Source organism: Paenibacillus sp. FSL K6-0108, from assembly GCF_045040695.1.
Taxonomy (GTDB): domain Bacteria; phylum Bacillota; class Bacilli; order Paenibacillales; family Paenibacillaceae; genus Paenibacillus; species Paenibacillus pabuli_B.
On sequence record NZ_CP150288.1, the window covers coordinates 6269934 to 6287247 of the forward strand.

16 protein-coding genes are annotated in these 17314 nt (G+C 46.8%); 6 read left to right on the plus strand and 10 right to left on the minus strand.

Going from position 1 to position 17314, the window contains the following annotated elements; translation table 11 throughout:
- The first annotated feature begins 138 nt into the window (after positions 1-138).
- Positions 139-2895: an endo-beta-N-acetylglucosaminidase gene (locus MHB49_RS28475; protein ID WP_405153863.1), complete on the plus strand. Its 2757-nt coding sequence runs from the start codon at positions 139-141 to the stop codon at positions 2893-2895.
- A gap of 121 nt (positions 2896-3016) precedes the next feature.
- Here MHB49_RS28475 and MHB49_RS28480 read toward each other — a convergent pair whose 3' ends face one another.
- From MHB49_RS28480 to MHB49_RS28500, 5 genes are all read right to left on the minus strand, one after another.
- Positions 3017-3673, minus strand: a complete 657-nt coding sequence (locus MHB49_RS28480) for a hypothetical protein (RefSeq protein WP_405153864.1) — start codon at positions 3671-3673, stop codon at positions 3017-3019.
- Complete coding sequence (locus MHB49_RS28485) at positions 3674-4192, minus strand: DinB family protein (RefSeq protein ID WP_405153865.1); 519 nt, start codon at positions 4190-4192, stop codon at positions 3674-3676.
- Between the two features lie 95 nt (positions 4193-4287).
- The gene (locus MHB49_RS28490) at positions 4288-5259 is read right to left on the minus strand and encodes a helix-turn-helix transcriptional regulator (protein ID WP_405153866.1); all 972 of its coding nucleotides are present in this window, start codon (positions 5257-5259) and stop codon (positions 4288-4290) included.
- An 87-nt stretch (positions 5260-5346) separates the two neighbouring features.
- The gene (locus MHB49_RS28495; protein ID WP_405153867.1) at positions 5347-6882 is read right to left on the minus strand and encodes a helicase DnaB; all 1536 of its coding nucleotides are present in this window, start codon (positions 6880-6882) and stop codon (positions 5347-5349) included.
- 355 nt (positions 6883-7237) lie between these two features.
- Positions 7238-7531, minus strand: coding sequence for a YuiB family protein (locus MHB49_RS28500; protein ID WP_053783239.1), 294 nt, complete (start codon positions 7529-7531; stop codon positions 7238-7240).
- A gap of 230 nt (positions 7532-7761) precedes the next feature.
- On the opposite strand from MHB49_RS28500, the gene hemQ reads away from it, so the two are divergent.
- Positions 7762-8508, plus strand: coding sequence for a hydrogen peroxide-dependent heme synthase (hemQ, locus tag MHB49_RS28505; protein ID WP_405153868.1), 747 nt, complete (start codon positions 7762-7764; stop codon positions 8506-8508).
- A 141-nt stretch (positions 8509-8649) separates the two neighbouring features.
- Here hemQ and MHB49_RS28510 read toward each other — a convergent pair whose 3' ends face one another.
- Entirely contained in the window at positions 8650-8904 is a 255-nt protein-coding gene (locus MHB49_RS28510) for a hypothetical protein (protein ID WP_024632648.1), read from the minus strand.
- Positions 8901-10094: an NAD(P)/FAD-dependent oxidoreductase gene (locus MHB49_RS28515; protein WP_247899255.1), complete on the minus strand. Its 1194-nt coding sequence runs from the start codon at positions 10092-10094 to the stop codon at positions 8901-8903. The genes MHB49_RS28510 and MHB49_RS28515 overlap by 4 nt, the downstream gene beginning before the upstream one ends.
- A gap of 535 nt (positions 10095-10629) precedes the next feature.
- Between MHB49_RS28515 and MHB49_RS28520 the strand changes: the two genes are divergently transcribed.
- Together MHB49_RS28520 and MHB49_RS28525 are read left to right on the plus strand one after the other, a co-directional pair.
- Positions 10630-11604, plus strand: a complete 975-nt coding sequence (locus MHB49_RS28520) for an NAD(P)/FAD-dependent oxidoreductase (RefSeq protein WP_247903294.1) — start codon at positions 10630-10632, stop codon at positions 11602-11604.
- A gap of 84 nt (positions 11605-11688) precedes the next feature.
- The gene (locus MHB49_RS28525) at positions 11689-11940 is read left to right on the plus strand and encodes a hypothetical protein (RefSeq protein WP_405153869.1); all 252 of its coding nucleotides are present in this window, start codon (positions 11689-11691) and stop codon (positions 11938-11940) included.
- 21 nt (positions 11941-11961) lie between these two features.
- Here MHB49_RS28525 and MHB49_RS28530 read toward each other — a convergent pair whose 3' ends face one another.
- Both MHB49_RS28530 and MHB49_RS28535 read right to left on the minus strand, forming a co-directional pair.
- Positions 11962-12105 (minus strand): sporulation histidine kinase inhibitor Sda, encoded by a 144-nt coding sequence (locus MHB49_RS28530; RefSeq protein ID WP_247899257.1) that lies wholly within the window; start codon positions 12103-12105, stop codon positions 11962-11964.
- Positions 12106-12461: 356 nt separating this feature from the next.
- On the minus strand, positions 12462-13121 hold the full coding sequence (locus MHB49_RS28535) for a YheC/YheD family protein (protein WP_247899258.1): 660 nt from the start codon (positions 13119-13121) through the stop codon (positions 12462-12464).
- Positions 13122-13357: 236 nt separating this feature from the next.
- On the opposite strand from MHB49_RS28535, the gene MHB49_RS28540 reads away from it, so the two are divergent.
- Both MHB49_RS28540 and MHB49_RS28545 read left to right on the plus strand, forming a co-directional pair.
- Positions 13358-13612, plus strand: coding sequence for a hypothetical protein (locus MHB49_RS28540; protein WP_090904514.1), 255 nt, complete (start codon positions 13358-13360; stop codon positions 13610-13612).
- 25 nt (positions 13613-13637) lie between these two features.
- The gene (locus MHB49_RS28545; protein WP_405153870.1) at positions 13638-15164 is read left to right on the plus strand and encodes a Ppx/GppA family phosphatase; all 1527 of its coding nucleotides are present in this window, start codon (positions 13638-13640) and stop codon (positions 15162-15164) included.
- Here the strand turns inward: MHB49_RS28545 and ppk1 are convergent.
- Positions 15124-17205 (minus strand): polyphosphate kinase 1, encoded by a 2082-nt coding sequence (ppk1, locus tag MHB49_RS28550; protein ID WP_247899260.1) that lies wholly within the window; start codon positions 17203-17205, stop codon positions 15124-15126. The genes MHB49_RS28545 and ppk1 overlap by 41 nt on opposite strands.
- Positions 17206-17314: the final 109 nt, after the last annotated feature.

The following is a 17314-nucleotide window of genomic DNA, read 5'->3' on the forward strand; positions in this document are numbered from 1 at the left end:
GGAACTTTTCTTTAGTTTATACCTCTATTTCTTTAATTTCACCCTATTTGAAAATGCTTTCATGATCTATCGTTAACCATAAGTTAAGTTTTGTGTAAAAGAATACCTTACATTCATTCGACTTGAAGGAGGAACAACATGACACGCAAACACAAACCCAAAGGCCTTATCCCCAAAGTAACCGCAGTGGTTCTCACGTCTGCTCTACTGGGACAAGTCATTGCCTCATCTGTTTATGCAGGAGACACGCTCCCTTACACAGGTGACAGTGCAAAAGGCGTAAACCAGCCGTATCAGCATGGCTACACCGCTGCCCAGATTCTGAATTGGACACCCGAAAGTGATATCCATGGTGATCTGCTTCGTGCTCGTGTACCTTTGCAGCCACGTAATGATGCCTTTGCAGCCACGCAAGCTTATCCTGAACTCAGCCCGGACACTCAGTTGTTTACAATGAGTGGGGATTATGGCAACGCATTCTTTGATAGCACCCCTTACACGAATGAATTCAGCGAGTACCTCTTTAATTATTGGCAGTATACTGACTATTATAGCTATTGGCATGGTATGGCTTCAGCTGGCGTACCCGAGGAATTGTATGACCCCAATAAGGAATGGACGGAAAAGTACTTTGAGTTTGGCATTTTGAATATTCCGAATCCGGCCTACACCAATGCAGCACACAAAAACGGTGTCCGGTCCATCGCCAACATCTTCTTCTCCGACAACGATCGCGGACCACAAACCTACAAGCAGATGCTTGTTCAGGATGAAAACGGGAATTTCCCAGTCGCTGCAAAGCTGGTCGAGATGGCTAAATATTATAACTACGACGGATATTTCTTTAATCAGGAGGAAGTCGCCAAAGGTGTTGCCCCTGAAGACATTGCTTCCTACAAGAAATTCATGAAGTATTTAAGAGACGAAGGACTATATGTTCAATGGTATGATTCGACCATCAATACAACAGGCAAAATTCAATACCAGAACCAGTTTAACGGACTCAACAGTCCTTTTGTGCAAGATTCTGCATTAGGCAGAGTCTCGGATTCGATCTTCCTGAATTACGTGTGGAACCATGATATGCTGCGCGACTCCCGTGACCATGCCATTGGTTTGGGACTTGATCCGCTGGAAACGGTATTTGCCGGTGTCGAAGGTGGGAATGACCAGTTTGGTCGCTGGAAGCAGCGCTACGATCTGCGCAACAATCTGGACGAAAATGGTCAGCCGATGAACAGTATTGCAACACTCGGTGCCGACTTTACCCACAATGCACTGGATGAAGAAATGGGCGATGGCAGCACCAATCATAGAGCCGAAGATGAGTACCAATGGATGACCTTTGTGCGCGACCGTGCCTGGTGGTCAGGTCCGAATCAGGACCCAAGCAACGCGCGCCGAACAACCTCCGTCGATCTGTCTGACGTGTACGCTTCCGGTGCAAAGTGGGACGGCATTGCCGCTTACCTCACCGAACGCTCCGTCATTCATGGCTCCAATTTTGTAACCAATTTCAATACTGGCCACGGCTTGAAATATTATGAGAACGGAACCATCTCCAATGAAAGCGAATGGGCCAATATCAATATTCAGGATATCCCGGTCACTTGGCAGTGGTGGATGGATAGTCAGGGTGACAAGCTCACTGTTGATTTTGACTATGGTCCAACCTATGAAAAAGGGGATCGCTACACATATGATTCCGTTGGTGCGTTCACTGGCGGCAGTTCCCTGGTCGTGAACGGACGTCTGAATACGAACAATTTCCTGCACCTGTACAAGACGGATCTGTCGATCAACGCTCAATCCAAACTGGAACTCACCTATAACAAACCGTCTGTCAACGACGCTTCCTCCATGTATGTCGGACTGATCTTCGAGGATGAACCAACCAAAGTGGTCAAAGTCAAAGTGCCAGATTCAGGTCAGCACACGTCAGGCTGGAAGACTACTTCACTGGATCTGAGTGGGTACCAAGGGAAGACCGTTGCAGCTTTTGGTATATCCTTCGATCCTAATGGCAGTACGATTGAAAATTATCAGATGAACATTGGTGAAATTCGCATCTCCGACGGTTCTGCCGCCAAACCGGATGCTCCAACCGGATTCCATATTGCCAAGGCACTGACCAACACTGATGAGTTGGTTGTCGAATGGGATATCGAAGACTATTCAAAGGTCAAACAATACAATCTGTATGAGAATGGTGTCTATGTCGGTGGTGTGTACGACTCCACATTTTATATTAAATCGATCCAACAACCTGCGGGTGAACTGTCCATTCGGGCTGTAGGCGCAGACGGGACCGAGAGTGAAGCAACCGTCCTGCCCTATGATCTGAATGCAGCTGTTTCGGATATTGATGTGAAATTCAAACACAATGGCGATGCTATTATCAGTTGGAAAAACCCGAAGAAAAACAAAGGTAAAGATCCCATCCAGCTTACACTCCAAACAGAGTATACAAAGGAACATTTCACCAAGACACTTCAGGTCAAAAAAGGAAAACAATCTGCCGTTCTGACAGGCCTTCCGACCAATGGTGAACATTACGTCCTGGATATTGCCATCGGCAAACAGAATTCAGTCACAACGACCGGACAACTGGCAGATACTCAGATTACACCATATGCCAAGGATAAGGTTACGGTAAAAGATGGTAAGTACACCCTTGCATTGCCTGACTTGGAGGATTGGTACAAGATTTATATCTATGAGAATGAGGTCCCACGGGAGTTTGGGGTGACTTACGTCTCGCAAAAATTCCCTTATATTATTCGGGGCAGAACGAAGCTGAGCGAACTGACTTTCACCCCTGTGTCCAGCAGCAGCTCCCTGAAGCTCGTTATCGAAGATTATGCTGGCAATAAAGCAACGACGATTCTGCGATAAAAGTTTCACAAGGTTAACCTACTTCTAGGCCTTCGAAAAAACAATAGAAAAATCCAGCCCTTTCGCTTCCCTACAGGAAGTCGGAAGGGCTGAATTCATGTTTGGCACTTTTAATTAAACCCTACAATACGCCGTTCATTCCACCAAATATCCGACCTAAAACATTAAAATAGATCATAATAAATGACAATATAAGTGCTATCGACAGGATGGGTAAAACTTGTTTTTTATTTATCGGTATGATCAGCAACAACACAACAATCATGATTAGATATATGATCATAAGAACTGGAATTAAGTAGTAATGAGTGTGAATAGGTAAGTAAGCGTGACGTAGTTGAAACCCTTCTGACAGTAATAATGTAACGGGGAGAGCTGCAACAACAATAGATAACAGCCCACTCCCACGTGCATACCACATAATATAAGCACAGATCGGAGACACCACCGCGCATATCCCCCAAAAAACCATAGCTCTCTCTGGAGAAAAATGTAGAAGTAATACGGTGTAAACATAATACACAGTCAGCATCGACCCAAAAAAGACGAATATTTTTACTGCCGCCAATTTGGGAGAATAGCTAAAAACCGATATAAGCGCTGCAGCAAATACCCATACGCCCAGACGTCCACCAATATCATCAAATATAGGATTGATTCCCGGAGAATCAACAAGTTTGGCTGCCACCCCCATGATAACTCCGATCAGCATGGCAAAACCTATCGATACAAATTTTTGTTTGGTGGTCGACTCGCTCTTCACTCTAATCTGATTCATTTACCCTTGAACTTTCTGCTGTTCCAACAAATAAAATAAATAATCGGTTGGCACACCGCTGTAACCTTGCTGTCTCAACATCGCGGTCACATTGCCCCGGTGATACGTCCCGTGGTTGACAACATGCTGTAGAATGTCGGAAAAACGTGTTTCCATTTTACCGTATTTTGGATGCTCAATCGTCATTTTTTTGTCCGGGTCAGGCGTATGCCGCAGTAAATCGCAGAAACGTTTGGCAACGCTGCCAAACAGCTCACGCATCTCGTTCACGGTTTTGCCCTGTGCTTCCTCTGTCCAGCCCGAGATTTTTGGGAAAATCTCCTCGTTCGAAACTTCCGCGAGCACGAGCATATAGAGCTGTTCAAACAAGTACATGTGTGCACATGTTTGTGATACGGATGGGAACACACTCCTCACTTCCGCATGGAATACTTCCTTTGGAAGTTGCTCCAGGTGTGCAAACAATCGATTATTTGCCCAAACATGATAGTCATACAATTGGTATGGTTGTTGAAACATCGATAAATTCACCTTTCCTTTCTTCGCACGGTTTGGCTGCCGCAGCTGTGTCTTTATCATATAACAAGTCCACTGACAAATGTTGTCAGCAAACTTCAATTCGGATCGTTTTCATAATGCTTGGCGATACCGTATGCCTTTTCCTGAATCCGCAGCTTCAACTCCAGTGGTTCTCGGATGCGAATGGCTGTGCCGAACGTCAGGAAATATGTCGGTAGGTATTTGTTCATTGTCGGAGCATCGATCAGAAACCGTGCCTCCCGATCAGTTCGTTCCGTCAAATAGTGGCGCAGATGCCAGTGGTTGCAAACCGCATTAAGCGTGTCAGGCTGTCCCTCGATACGGATAACCATTAACGGTCCATCTGCCTCCCTTCTCTGGTTGGACTGCTCATAGAAAAACGCAGACGCAGAGAAAGACTCCGGCTTGTCAAACCTCGCTTCGGTTATCTCCAGCTGTTCGATTCGTTCGACGCGAAACGTCCGCATCGCCTGCGACTGATGGCAAAATGCGACAACGTACCATTCGTTTCGGTCATACGCTAGCCCATATGGATCGATTTCACGTTTGTCAGCCTGCTCCGCATACGCTTTGCGATAGACCATACGGACCGTTCGACCGTCTTTCGTCGCCTGTTCCAAGTCCCGCAACAATGGAACAACAGATGGTGCACGCGCTGAAGAAACGACGTCCAAGCTGCTCTGCTGGCGAGCCAGATCGTGACGCTGCTCCTCGTGCAGTCCGTTCTCCACCTTCTTCAACGCATACTCCAGCTCCTGCACATACGGATAACCAGCACCTTGGGCAAATTTAAACGCATCCACAAGTGCCTTCAATTCCACAGAGTTGAAAAACAATGGTGTTTCCTTGAAATTTTCCAAAATACGAATACCGCCATCATGGCCCGATTCCGCAACAACTGGCACGCCACTGGCGCATAAGGCGTCGATATATCGATACACGGTGCGGACGCTAATCTCCAAACTGTCCGCGATCTGAGCGGCGGTGAGCTTTCTTCCGGATCGCATCATCCAAAGCATGGACAGCATGTTATCCCATTTTGCCATCAAGAGCCCTCCTCTTTTCCTTGGAAGAATAAAAAACGAGTCTCCTTTGATTTAGGTGACTCGTCTTTTGGGTCAATATTATGAAAGTTATGAAGTTCCCTTTTGTTTGCTTGCCTGCATCTGCTGGGCAAATCTCATCATCTCTTCGAATTCTTCTTCGGATACTGCATCGCCTTCGGCGCCTATGTCTTGTACAATCGGAATTTCGGGTTTGGCTTTGGTTCCTTTGCCGTATGTACGGGAGCGGGTTCCAGCTGCACCAGCAGCCTGTTTGCCTTTGACCTTGGCTTGGTCACGAATGTATTGTACCGCCTTCTCATAGGAATTCACCTGCTTGAGCAGCATGTTGGAGGCAATGGCCTCAACAAAGTTACGGTTAATTCTTTGCTCACCGCCGGATACAAGCAATGCCATCAAATAATGAATGAGTACATTGATTACTTCACCAGGCAACTTGTAGCTGAGATCGATTTTCTCAAAAATATCCACCAGGTTGTCCGGTACCGCTCCAGGGAAGAACGTCTGAAGCAATCTTGTGTAAGGCTCATTGCGCAGCATCATATTGTATTGATGAATGTCACACTTGGTCGAAAATTGCGGAGGCACTTCGACGTAGTATTCCATCTGTACCACATGTTCGACAGGCGGTTCCCCGGAATCCTCTTTCCGCTCAGGCTCCTCCATATGCTGTCTGAGGGCAACAACCTTCGCTGCCTGTACCGTCTGCTGTTCATGTCGCTTCTTGGTCTGTCTGAACTGCAGGCTTGCCTTGTGTTGAAGATCATCGAGCACGAGCTGTCCTTGTGGGTTGAAGATATCATCTTCATCCAGCAAACGACATACATCCTGTACGCTAAGATTGAACTTGTTCACCACATAATTCACAATGCCAAGCTGTTCGTGATCGAACCGCAATTGCTCCACATGACGACGATTGACCGACTCACGCGGAAAACGCAAGATAATGTCGGCATAATTCAAGCTGTTCTCTTCGGCTGCACCCGTTGTTCCACTCCGTTGGGCCGAAGTCGACACTTCCGATAACGCCTGTTCAAGTTCGTAATCAATGACATGGGTGTTCAATTCAAATATATCGTAAAAAGGAACGGAAATATTCTCTTTATTGGCAGCCGGATAAGGTGCTTCCCCACCCTCAATAGCTGAAAAACCGGAACGCAGTGAGAGTACGGCGAACTTGCCGATTTTGTCACGAAGCAGCAGTGTCAAATGCTGTGTACGGAAAAATTCTGCCGGTGAGAGCGGCGGTTGGAGCTCGTATTCATAAATGTAATCATCATTTTCCGGAATATAGAGCCGTGAAGTCTGAAGCAGTCCCACAGCCTCCAGCTTAGAAGCCTGCTCCACCAAATACTTGCGCCCCTTCTCACTTGGCTCAAGCCCAAGCGTCATGAACAGCCTGCGTTGCTGTTCAAGTGCCGAGTAACCGACCTGTTCACCGGGAAGATGCTGAAAAAGCAGTCGATACAAGCCAACCGCAAAGGCACCTACCATGGGCTGATACGCTCCGGTAAGCATACGGTCATCCAGGGCACTAAGTCCAAACTCCCTGTATACGCAGTAGCGATGATGTTCAGTATAATGGTGCAAATTGTTCATGCGCATAGCTTGATCTCCTTCTCCCCAAAAGGTTGTTTATCTATTCTATCATAAATGTCCGATCCTCAAATGCTCAAAAACAGGTAAAAAACGGACCTGTTCTCGCTCCGTTTCGTCCTAGGTCGACAGCATTCACGTTTTCGCAGAGTTGCTAGATTACTATAAAAGCTACGGCCTTAGAAAACAAGTGAACCGATGGAGAAATGTTATCCAAATATATATGAGACATGTCCGAATAATCATGCACATTTTTTGGATGCATGCCAAAAAGCCTTCCCTTTGCCACTCGTAAGCGTTTACGACAAAGGCAAGACCTTTAAGGAAAATGCAGTCCAGCGTTGCTACCGATTTGGCTAGCCGATTAAAACATTTTGTACCCACCCAGACGAAGTTTGCGAATAGCCCAGCCACTGATGACCGCGCCAGCAAGTCCAGCTACGCCTGTCATATAGTCTACAATATGGAAAGATCCCAGATGCGACATCAGCGATGCCGTATGATCCCATAAAGAGTACACAACGACAGGCAGAATGACAATAATGAACAGATAGGAAGGAAACCAGGTTGTCTTCATCAGCATATTCAGAATGAAACCGATACCAAACATCATAACGAAAAATAACACCATCAATACCAGCACAGGTATAAACTGCATCGGGTGACGTTCACCTCTTCTTTCACTGACTCGGTTTCTCTTACTACGGATAGTAGATAGTGTACCGCAAAAAATGTGGCGAAGCAACGAACTTTCTGGACAATTTTCCCTATATTCACCTTCTCTTCATTTGCCCTTCTGCTTCCTGTTGGGATACAATGAAGACGATAAAGCACTCAACCGTCCCTTACCGGGATTTGGAAATATAACCTGCAGGAGGAATCAATTCAATGAACGAAGCCGCATCAACACTGGAGGGCTGGTACGCCCTGCATGACTTCCGCTCGATTAACTGGGCCGCCTGGAAAGCAGCCGATGATGAGGAACGCGCTGTAGCTCTGGACGAGCTCCAGGCATTCTGGAAGGAATGGAAAGCCGTAGAGGATTCATCCAAAGGAAGTACAGTCGTTTATACCGTGGTGGGACAGAAGGCTGACCTTGTCATGATGCACTTGCGTGAAACGCTGGAAGACCTAAAGGCCGTTGAGAACGCGTTTAACAAAACGATGTTTGCCCAATACACCACCAAGTCATATTCCTATGTCAGTGTAGTGGAACTGAGCAACTATCTTGGCAAAGAGGGCGAAGACCCGATGCAGAATCCGGAAATCATTGCCCGTCTCAAACCGATCCTGCCACAACGGCAATATATCTGCTTCTATCCGATGAACAAAAAACGCGAGCTGAACGACAACTGGTACATGCTATCCATGGATGAGCGCCGCACGATGATGCGCAGCCACGGCATGATTGGCCGCAGTTACGCAGGCAAAGTGAAACAGATCATTACCGGTTCCGTTGGTTTTGACGACTGGGAATGGGGCGTTACGCTGTTTGCGGATGATGCACTTCAGTTCAAGAAGCTCGTTTACGAGATGCGCTTTGACGAAGTCAGTGCCCGTTATGGCGAATTCGGCTCGTTCTATGTGGGAAGTCTGCTGAACGAAGCAACATTGGAAGAGATGCTCAAGCTGTAAATCGAATAAATCACAAAAAGCACCGCGACACCTCCATTAAGGAGAGGGTCAGCGGTGCTTTTACGTTTTCAATGAATATGAAATGTTCAATACTAAATGAATGAATCAGGTTCTTTTGGATAACGTGATTGCTGTGATTGCTTAATCCTGATCCTCTTCATCAACCGCTTTCAAAGACTCCAGAAATTCAGCTGTTGCCCGGTCACGGTCGCGTCCCTTCTCTTTAAGCCGTTCAATCGCAGGCAAAATGAGAATATCAACTTCCTTCTGAACGATATAAGCCAGATCATACTGATCTTGTTCCTCCAGATAACCGCCAACCTGCATCAGGGCGTTGTAACGATCCAGTTCTTCACGTGTGAGTAAGCCTCTGACCTGGACACTGCAATGTCTCATCCAAAAAACCGCCCTTTCTTCAGTACCAGGGGAATGCCACCGATGATAAACAAGTACCGAAGATCCACCAGCTTTTTCAGCTGGGCCGCCTTCCATCCCTTGTATTTCTTACCGCCTACGACGGCGATAGCTTCACCTTTCCCCAGCGATGCAACTGTACCTTTACTTGTAAACACAAAAGGCTGTGGCTGCTTCTTGCGAATGGCAGCGACAACGTTTTTGGCACAGTTAACACCCTGCTGCATCGCGATCTGAGCAGTTGGTGGATATGGGCGCCCTTCGTTATTGAATACCAGTGAGTTGTCACCGATGACATAGACATGCTCATGCCCTGGAGCGCGAAGGAATTCATCGACCTTCACCCGTCCACGCATCACTTCAAGGCCAGCCTGCTCAAGCAGGGCGTTCCCACGAATACCGCCGGTCCATACGACCGTTGCTGCATCGAGTTTTTCTCCTTCACCCACAATAACTCCGTCCGGCAGACATTGCTTGATCGGAACGCCGATTTTGAAAGTAACGCCTTTCTTCTTCAAGACGTTCATTGCATGCTCAACCAGTTCCGGGTCAAAACCCGGCAGAGCTGAAGGCGCTGCTTCCACATTATAGATGTGCACATTTTTGGGATTTACGTCGAATTCCTTGCAAAGCTGAGGAATGCGATCCGCAAGTTCAGCCACGAATTCGACACCACTGAAGCCAGCCCCACCTACGACAAAACGAATGCGGTTACGTTTATTATCGTTTTTGTACATCGCAAACTGATATTCGATATGCTCACGAATCATTCTGACCGAATTAATGCTGCGAATCGTCATGGCATGCTCCAGCATACCTGGAATGCCAAAGGTCTCCGGTTCTCCACCCAGTCCAATAATCAGATAATCATAGGATAACGTGCCATCCTCCAGAATAATCTTCCGATCCTGCAGGCGGATCTCCTTCACCGAAGATTTGACCAGATCAATCTTGAACTCGTCAATCAGCTTTGAAATCGGAACCCTTGCATGTTCAATGGTATCTGTGCCGGCTGCCGGCATATGTAGGTGTGTAGTAATATAATGATAATCATGCCGGTTCACCAACGTGACATCGGCCTCGTTATAGTTTAATTCCTTCTGCAGCCGCTGGGCTGTCAGAATCCCGCCATAGCCCGCGCCGAGGATGACGATTTTGGGAATACTGCTCATGTCTATACCCCTTCCAGTTTCGCTCGCATCAGCCATTCGATTGTTTTGTTGTAAAAAGGCTCTTACTTACCCATATTGATGAGGTCTTATCCATTATGACGACAAATGTTAACTTCGCGAATGTATTTGAACTTTTTGCATGCAAGTTATCGTTTAAAATTGTGAAATTATACACAAGATTCAACAAAACGCGGGTATTGTCTTCACATTACAAATTGGGGCTAAATTAGACAAAAAAACACATAGTACAGGTCAAGGATATCTGTATTTCTGGCAAAGATCAAGTTTTTTTTTGTTATTTTTCATAACCTTTCATTTCCAATTTCATCCTATTCTCACCTGATCTTCATCTATTGTTCCCAGATTCATCAAACTGCCAACTTTGCAACCCAGTTTACACCGTTTATAATGAGAAAGACAGTTCAGCAACAAACGCTGGTTACCCTGCGTACCCGGCTCCATTATTTCTGTTAACTACCTATTAAAATATGAAAGGTGTTGTTGATTCTTGACTGCACAAACTGCCGGTCATGACATGACCGATTTACTTATTATTGGTGGCGGCCCTGCGGGTCTGTTCGCCGCGTTTTACGGAGGAATGCGTCAGGCATCTGTTACCCTGGTTGAAAGTATGCCTCAACTTGGTGGACAACTTGCCGCCCTCTATCCCGAAAAATTCATCTATGATGTGGCCGGGTTCCCAAAAGTAACCGCGCAGGAACTGGTGAATAACCTGGTGGAGCAAATGAGCCACTTTAACCCCAACATCCGTCTTGAGGAAAAGGTTATATCGGTAGAAAAATTAGAAGAACGTCACTTCGTCGTTAAAACCGACGTGAATGAATATCACGCCAAAGCCGTAATTATCACTGCAGGCGTGGGTGCATTCGAACCCCGTCGTCTAGAGCTTGAGGGTGCGGCCAAATTCGAAAAAACCAATCTGCACTACTTTATCAGTGATCTGAACGCCTTTGCCGGCAAAAAAGTACTGATTAGCGGTGGCGGTGACTCCGCTGTTGACTGGGCGCTTATGCTCGAGCCGATCGCTGAGCAAGTAACCCTGATTCATCGCCGCGACAAATTCCGCGCGCATGAGCACAGTGTTGAAAATCTGATGAATTCCAAAGTGAACATCGTTACACCTACCGAAATTACGGAACTTCACGGTGAAGACAGCATTACCAAGGTCACTTTGGCTCACGTCAAAACGAAGGAAACACAAGAAATTGAAGTCGATGATGTCATCGTCAATTTTGGATTTGTTTCTTCCCTGGGACCCATCGCAGAATGGGGCATTGAGATTGATAGCAATTCCATCGTGGTCGATTCTCGCATGGAAACTTCGATTCCGGGTATCTTTGCTGCCGGAGATATTACAACTTATCCAGGCAAGCTGAAGCTGATTGCTGTCGGATTCGGTGAAGCGCCAACCGCAGTCAACAATGCCAAGGTTTACTTCGACCCAGAAGCCAAGTTGTCCCCGGGACACAGCAGTAACATGAAGCGCTAATTCCTTATGGAATCTTATAGAACATAAAAGACACAAAAAAGGGTATCTTACTCCTGAGTGAATTCAACATCAGGAGGGATACCCTTGTCTTATATATGCCCGCTGTGTAACGGTCTGGTTGTACCGGAGCAGGCTTGTCCCCACTGCCTTCAGGGACTGTCAGAATGCGGCAAATTGGACGATTACACCGGACCATACAGCCCCTACGCCATTCACACTTCCTCTGACACGGCAGACGAAGCGGAAAACGTTTGCAATCATATGATGTACTGTCACCATTGTCAGACAAGCACGCTATGGCTTGTCAGTCTATGGGACATGTCCGGATACTTGTAACATTGCCTGCAATGAGGATCTCTAGTGAAGAATGGCAGATACGTCGGTACCCAGTTTGCGCTTATGGATTTCTTCCAACAGCAGTGCGATGAAATCTCGTTCGAGATTCAACTCAATCGCCTTATGGTAAGAATCCAACAACATCTCATCGGATAACATAGCCATTTCCCGCCACAACCTTTCCTTTTTTTTCCTCAAAACTATCATATCAGAGATTCATAAAGAGAACAAGCGTTCTTGTTATCCACAACATCATGTGGAAATCCTGTGTATAGTTTGTTGATAAATGGTAAAAATGTTGATTGATCAACGTGGATAGTGTGGACAGTATTTATACACAGGACCGCTGCTTATCAAACAGAACGATTATCAGAGTATTTTTTTTAGAATAAATTCATAGTTTCAAGAGTTGATGCGAGTAAATTACCCTTAATTCCTGAATTTCAAACGTTTTCCATCTCGTTTCCTTCTATAATATTATCGGATTCCCTTTGGATTTTTTTAGCTTTTTTTCACTATTTTCACTGTGGTCTGGTGTTCACTTCCAAAATCCATATCTTGCCGGAATGATCCAGTCCATAATCGAAGCCAAGCTGCCCCACACCCGGGAATTGACTTTCCATAATTCGCGTACAGGTGAGTGTCAGTGAACGCATCTCTCGACGTTTGTGTTTTCCCGAAATATGTGGAAGGGACAGACCAAGCGCTCTCCGGCCGGACAGCATCGTTCCTCCTTTGCAAAGATTAGTCACAACCAGTCCCGGACGCGCGAGCCGTCCCACCATAGCACGGAATACCCAGCCTCTTTCCGTCTTGACGACCTTGACTCTGTAATCGACGGGTCTGCCTTGAATGGTCGCCAGATGAATGCCTTGCTGGATCAGGTATCTCCTTCTGGCTTTTACACGGATCAGGGAGCGGTACATTTGATTAAAATGAGAAAAAGAGCGGGTTACTTTCATATGAGTATAATGATAGGCTCCTCCACTTGCTGATACCCTAATGACACCGTAACCTCCACCACCGACAACAGGTTTGATATACACCATTCCATATTGACTAAGCATGTTTAGCAGATTCCCCGAGTTGAACGCCTTCGTCTGTGGAATGTGGACGGCAGCTGCCGGATATTTCAACAGAGCCGCTGTCTTCAGCCATTTGCTTGCAAGCTGTCTCGACATGGGTTGATCTCCTTTCGTGAACAATAGTCCTTCCTTATACATACTCAACAGGAGCCGCGCTTTCTTGGATGTCTGTCCAAGGCAGGGGCCCCTTTTCCATGGATAAAGTCTATCAGCTTGGTTCAAGGCTGTAACAGGCGCCTAGTTTGCTTTTCAAACGCATCAATCTATCGTATGCTACTAAGGAATGATTTGGAGAGGCTTAAAAATGAGGATCTAAGGAGCGTTCAGAAGACATGGAATCATTTTTCAAATCACTGTATGGCGTAGCCTATTTTGCAATTTCTATCGTTCTGGTAGCCATTACGGTACTTCTATTCGTGACAGGTATTCGACTGTTTATGAAGAAAAGCAACCGTGGTTTTGCTGTAAGTTGTATTCTGTTTGCCTGCTTTATCGTCTTCATCATTGTAGTCATGCTGACCACGCCCTTCTCCTCGACGCCTCCGGGTTCACCGGAAGCCATGGCTGCCTTGCTGAAAATCGGGTAGATTACTTCTGTAGAAGGAGATGCTTATGACACATAACGAAATCATCGGAATCATCGATATCGGCTCCAATTCCATTCGTCTGGTTATTTATGAACTCGATCAGGATGGGGCCTATCGCATCATTCATGAAGACAAATATGCCGCTCGTCTAAGCAATGTGGTTGAACCAGACGGAACCATCCTGCGACCTTCACTGGACAAGGCCATCACCATTTTGCAACAATTCAGGGCTACTTGCGAAGCTTATCAAACCAAACTAATTCGTGCTGCAGCTACAGCTGCCATTCGGAATGCAGGCAATGCCTCAGAAATTATAGGTTGGCTGGAAGCCGAGACTCGACTTACCATCGAATGTGTATCTGGCGACCAGGAAGCCTATTACGGTTTCCTTGGCGTCACTCAATCCATTGATCTGGCGGATGGTTACGTCGTGGATATTGGCGGCGGCAGTACCGAAATCACTGTATTCCGTGATCGAAAAAGACTACACAGCATCTCTCTGCCTATTGGCGCGGTTAACTCACACGCCCGTTATGGCGGGGAAGATCAGTGGACTGAAACGAGTGTGACTGCACTTTGTAATGAAGTTATACAAGCATTAAGTGATCAGGATTGGATCGGACAGCACCCCGGACTCCCTCTCATAGGGCTTGGTGGTACCATGCGAACACTGGCCAAAATCGAACAGAAGAGAACGCAGTATTCATTACCGGTTACGCATCATTACGAAATTGGTGCAGAAGAGATGGAAAATATCGCTCGTTCTTTGCCACATCTAACCTCCGCACAACGCAAGAAAGTACCCGGACTTGCCAAGGATCGTGCGGACATTATTGTTCCAGGTGTACTTATATTGCGGACAGTCTTCCGAATGATCCAGGGGGACCGTTATGTCGTGAGTGGAGCGGGATTACGCGATGGTTTGCTAAGGGATCTCCTGGCCGAAGGCAAGCCGGTCGTGCCAGATGCGCTGCGGGACAGCATTCGCAACTTCATTCATTTTGGTCCACCCATTCCGCAGAAACGTCTGAATCGGATCCACCATGATGCACTTACCCTTTATACTGCTCTGCAAGGTAGTGCACCTGATCCAGCAGATGCCCGTATTCTGTACACGGTCTCCATGCTGCACATGGCTGGCAAACAGATTAACTACTTCCGGTATCCGCAGCACTCGGCTTATTGGATCATGAATGCAAGCATCTATGGACTATCTCATCGGGAGACGATCCTGAGCGCCATTGCAGCCGATTATCATCCAAAAAAAAGAACGCCCCAGCTGCTGCATAAGCACAGGGACATTCTAAAGGATTCGGATGAAAGGCACGCCCATCGTTTGGGCTCTCTGCTGCGCGTAACTGAAGCGATTAATCGATCTGAGAGGATTACTTCCATCAAGGCAGCAAAAGAAAACGACTCGCTGCAGATGCAATTCATCTGTTCAGCCGAGCCGTTACTGGAAGTGAGCGGCCTTGAAGAGGCCGTCAAAGATTTGCAGGAAGCTTGGGGAGTTACGTTATCGCACTCCATTCAGCAGGCTTCCAGGGAATAATGCCCATCGCCTCCGTCTGACTTCTCAGCGGGGGCTTTTCATTTTGTACAAATACATAATTGCCGCCAGGCATAAGCTCCCTTGCTTTCACATTATCCATAAGCGACAGATTCAATATGTCGACCAGCATCTTCTTCAGCTCCGGATCAAATACGGGACACATCAGTTCAATTCTCCGCTTCAAATTACGGGTCATCCAGTCTGCGCTGGATAGATACACGTCCGGGTTCCCGTTATTTTCAAAATAAAACAGTCTGGAGTGTTCCAGGAATCGATCCACGATGCTGATTACACGAATATTCTCACTAAGTCCCTCCACCCCTGGACGCAAACAGCATACCCCACGTACGATCAGATCGATCTGTACTCCGGCTTGAGATGCCAGATACAATTCATCAATCATATCCTGATGGGACAAGGAATTGATTTTGGCAATAATTCTGGACGGTCTGCCCTTCAGCGCATGCTCTGTTTCCCGACGAATGAGCGCGAACAGTTCGTCCTTCATGCCGTCTGGGGCGACGCGAAATGCCTGCAGCGCTTTGGGTCCTGAATATCCGGTAATTTCGTTAAACAGTTCCGACGCATCTTCACCAATGATGGGGTTGGAAGTGAACAGTCCCACGTCGGTATACACTTTGGCTGTACTTTCATTATAGTTACCTGTTCCAACATGTACGTACCTTCTCAAACCGCTCTGTTCCCTGCGTACAACAAGAATAATTTTGGCATGGGTCTTTAATCCGACCAATCCATATACAACATGACACCCTGCCTTTTCCAGCGTGCGTGCCCATGCAATATTCCGCTCTTCATCAAATCTGGCCTTCAACTCAACAACAACCGTTACCTGTTTGCCACTCTCGGCTGCATGAGCCAGTGCGGGAATGAGACGGGAATCTCCGTTCACCCGATATAACGTCATTTTGATCGCCATCACGCGTGGGTCTTCCGAAGCTTCCACAATAAAGTCTGTTACCGGTTCGAATGATTCGTATGGATGATGAACGAGCACATCCCGTTTGCGCAGCAATTCAAAGTGACTCTCCCGCGGAAGGAATTCCAAGGGATACACTGGCTGCACCGGACTGTATTTCAGATGAGTAAACCCTTCCAGACTATCCACAAACCCGGCCAAAAAACTCAAATCCAGCGGTCCATCGATCTCATACACAGGGTCCTGAATTTCGAACTCTTCCTGCAACTCCAGCAATGCATCCGGGCGAAAATCCTTGCAGATTTCCAATCGCACCGGTGCTCCCCGGCGTCTGCGCCGCAGCTCCTTCTCAATCGCTTCAAGTAAATCCTCAGCCTCTTCTTCATTAATGGAAAGATCCGCATTGCGGGTTACCCTGAACTCTTGCACAGCCAGCGGAACATATCCGCTGAATAAGGTATGAATATGATGTTTGATCAGATCCTCAATCAGAATGAATGTTTTCTTTTTACTATTCGCCCGAAGAGGCACCTGAACTACGCGTGGCAGATTGGAAGGTACCTGAACAATAGCCAGAAATGGCTCACCGTCCTGCTCTTCTTCCTTCTGCAGCATCACAGACAGATATACAGACTTATTGTGTACCAGAGGGAATGGACGACTCTGATCAATCGCCATTGGTGTCAGCACGGGGAAAATAATGTCATGAAAGTATTGATCCATTGCGCGCTGCTGAGTCATATTCAGATCTGTATATTCCTGAAAATGCACGCCCTTCTTGGCGAGCAGACGAATGAGTTCCCGATACGTTTTATATTGCTCGGCGACCATCGTCCCCGTTCGCTTAATCAATCTCCGATACAAGCCGGAGGGTGTGTACCCCGTAAAATCCTTTTGCGTAAATCCCGCCTTAATCTTTTCTTTTGTCTCCGCTAGCCTGACACTTACGAACTCATCCAGATTACTGGCGACAATGCCAAGAAACTTCATGCGTTCCAGCAGAGGTGTGGTTGGATCCTGCGCCTCCTGGAGCACACGTCGATTGAACTCTACCCAACTTAAGTCACGGTTAACGTAATTGCCTGTTTTAATATCTCTATGCATGTATGGCCTCCGAATGTATTGCATCTCTATCCTTGCTTACATGATATAATTGTACTATTCGTGATTGGATACAAGCGTCATCGCAGTGTAAATGCAGTGTAAAATTTAT

What these genes read in the sequence shown, in the direction of transcription:
- MHB49_RS28485 (WP_405153865.1), bottom strand. Translation starts at nt 4,192, where the DNA reads ATGTTTCAACAACCATACCAATTGTATGACTATCATGTTTGGGCAAAT.
- MHB49_RS28480 (WP_405153864.1), bottom strand. Translation starts at nt 3,673, where the DNA reads ATGAATCAGATTAGAGTGAAGAGCGAGTCGACCACCAAACAAAAATTT.
- MHB49_RS28500 (WP_053783239.1), bottom strand. Translation starts at nt 7,531, where the DNA reads ATGCAGTTTATACCTGTGCTGGTATTGATGGTGTTATTTTTCGTTATG.
- MHB49_RS28520 (WP_247903294.1), top strand. Translation starts at nt 10,630, where the DNA reads ATGACCGATTTACTTATTATTGGTGGCGGCCCTGCGGGTCTGTTCGCC.
- MHB49_RS28515 (WP_247899255.1), bottom strand. Translation starts at nt 10,094, where the DNA reads ATGAGCAGTATTCCCAAAATCGTCATCCTCGGCGCGGGCTATGGCGGG.
- MHB49_RS28545 (WP_405153870.1), top strand. Translation starts at nt 13,638, where the DNA reads ATGACACATAACGAAATCATCGGAATCATCGATATCGGCTCCAATTCC.
- MHB49_RS28510 (WP_024632648.1), bottom strand. Translation starts at nt 8,904, where the DNA reads ATGAGACATTGCAGTGTCCAGGTCAGAGGCTTACTCACACGTGAAGAA.
- hemQ (WP_405153868.1), top strand. Translation starts at nt 7,762, where the DNA reads ATGAACGAAGCCGCATCAACACTGGAGGGCTGGTACGCCCTGCATGAC.
- MHB49_RS28490 (WP_405153866.1), bottom strand. Translation starts at nt 5,259, where the DNA reads ATGGCAAAATGGGATAACATGCTGTCCATGCTTTGGATGATGCGATCC.
- MHB49_RS28540 (WP_090904514.1), top strand. Translation starts at nt 13,358, where the DNA reads ATGGAATCATTTTTCAAATCACTGTATGGCGTAGCCTATTTTGCAATT.
- MHB49_RS28535 (WP_247899258.1), bottom strand. Translation starts at nt 13,121, where the DNA reads ATGTCGAGACAGCTTGCAAGCAAATGGCTGAAGACAGCGGCTCTGTTG.
- MHB49_RS28475 (WP_405153863.1), top strand. Translation starts at nt 139, where the DNA reads ATGACACGCAAACACAAACCCAAAGGCCTTATCCCCAAAGTAACCGCA.
- MHB49_RS28495 (WP_405153867.1), bottom strand. Translation starts at nt 6,882, where the DNA reads ATGCGCATGAACAATTTGCACCATTATACTGAACATCATCGCTACTGC.
- MHB49_RS28530 (WP_247899257.1), bottom strand. Translation starts at nt 12,105, where the DNA reads ATGGCTATGTTATCCGATGAGATGTTGTTGGATTCTTACCATAAGGCG.
- ppk1 (WP_247899260.1), bottom strand. Translation starts at nt 17,205, where the DNA reads ATGCATAGAGATATTAAAACAGGCAATTACGTTAACCGTGACTTAAGT.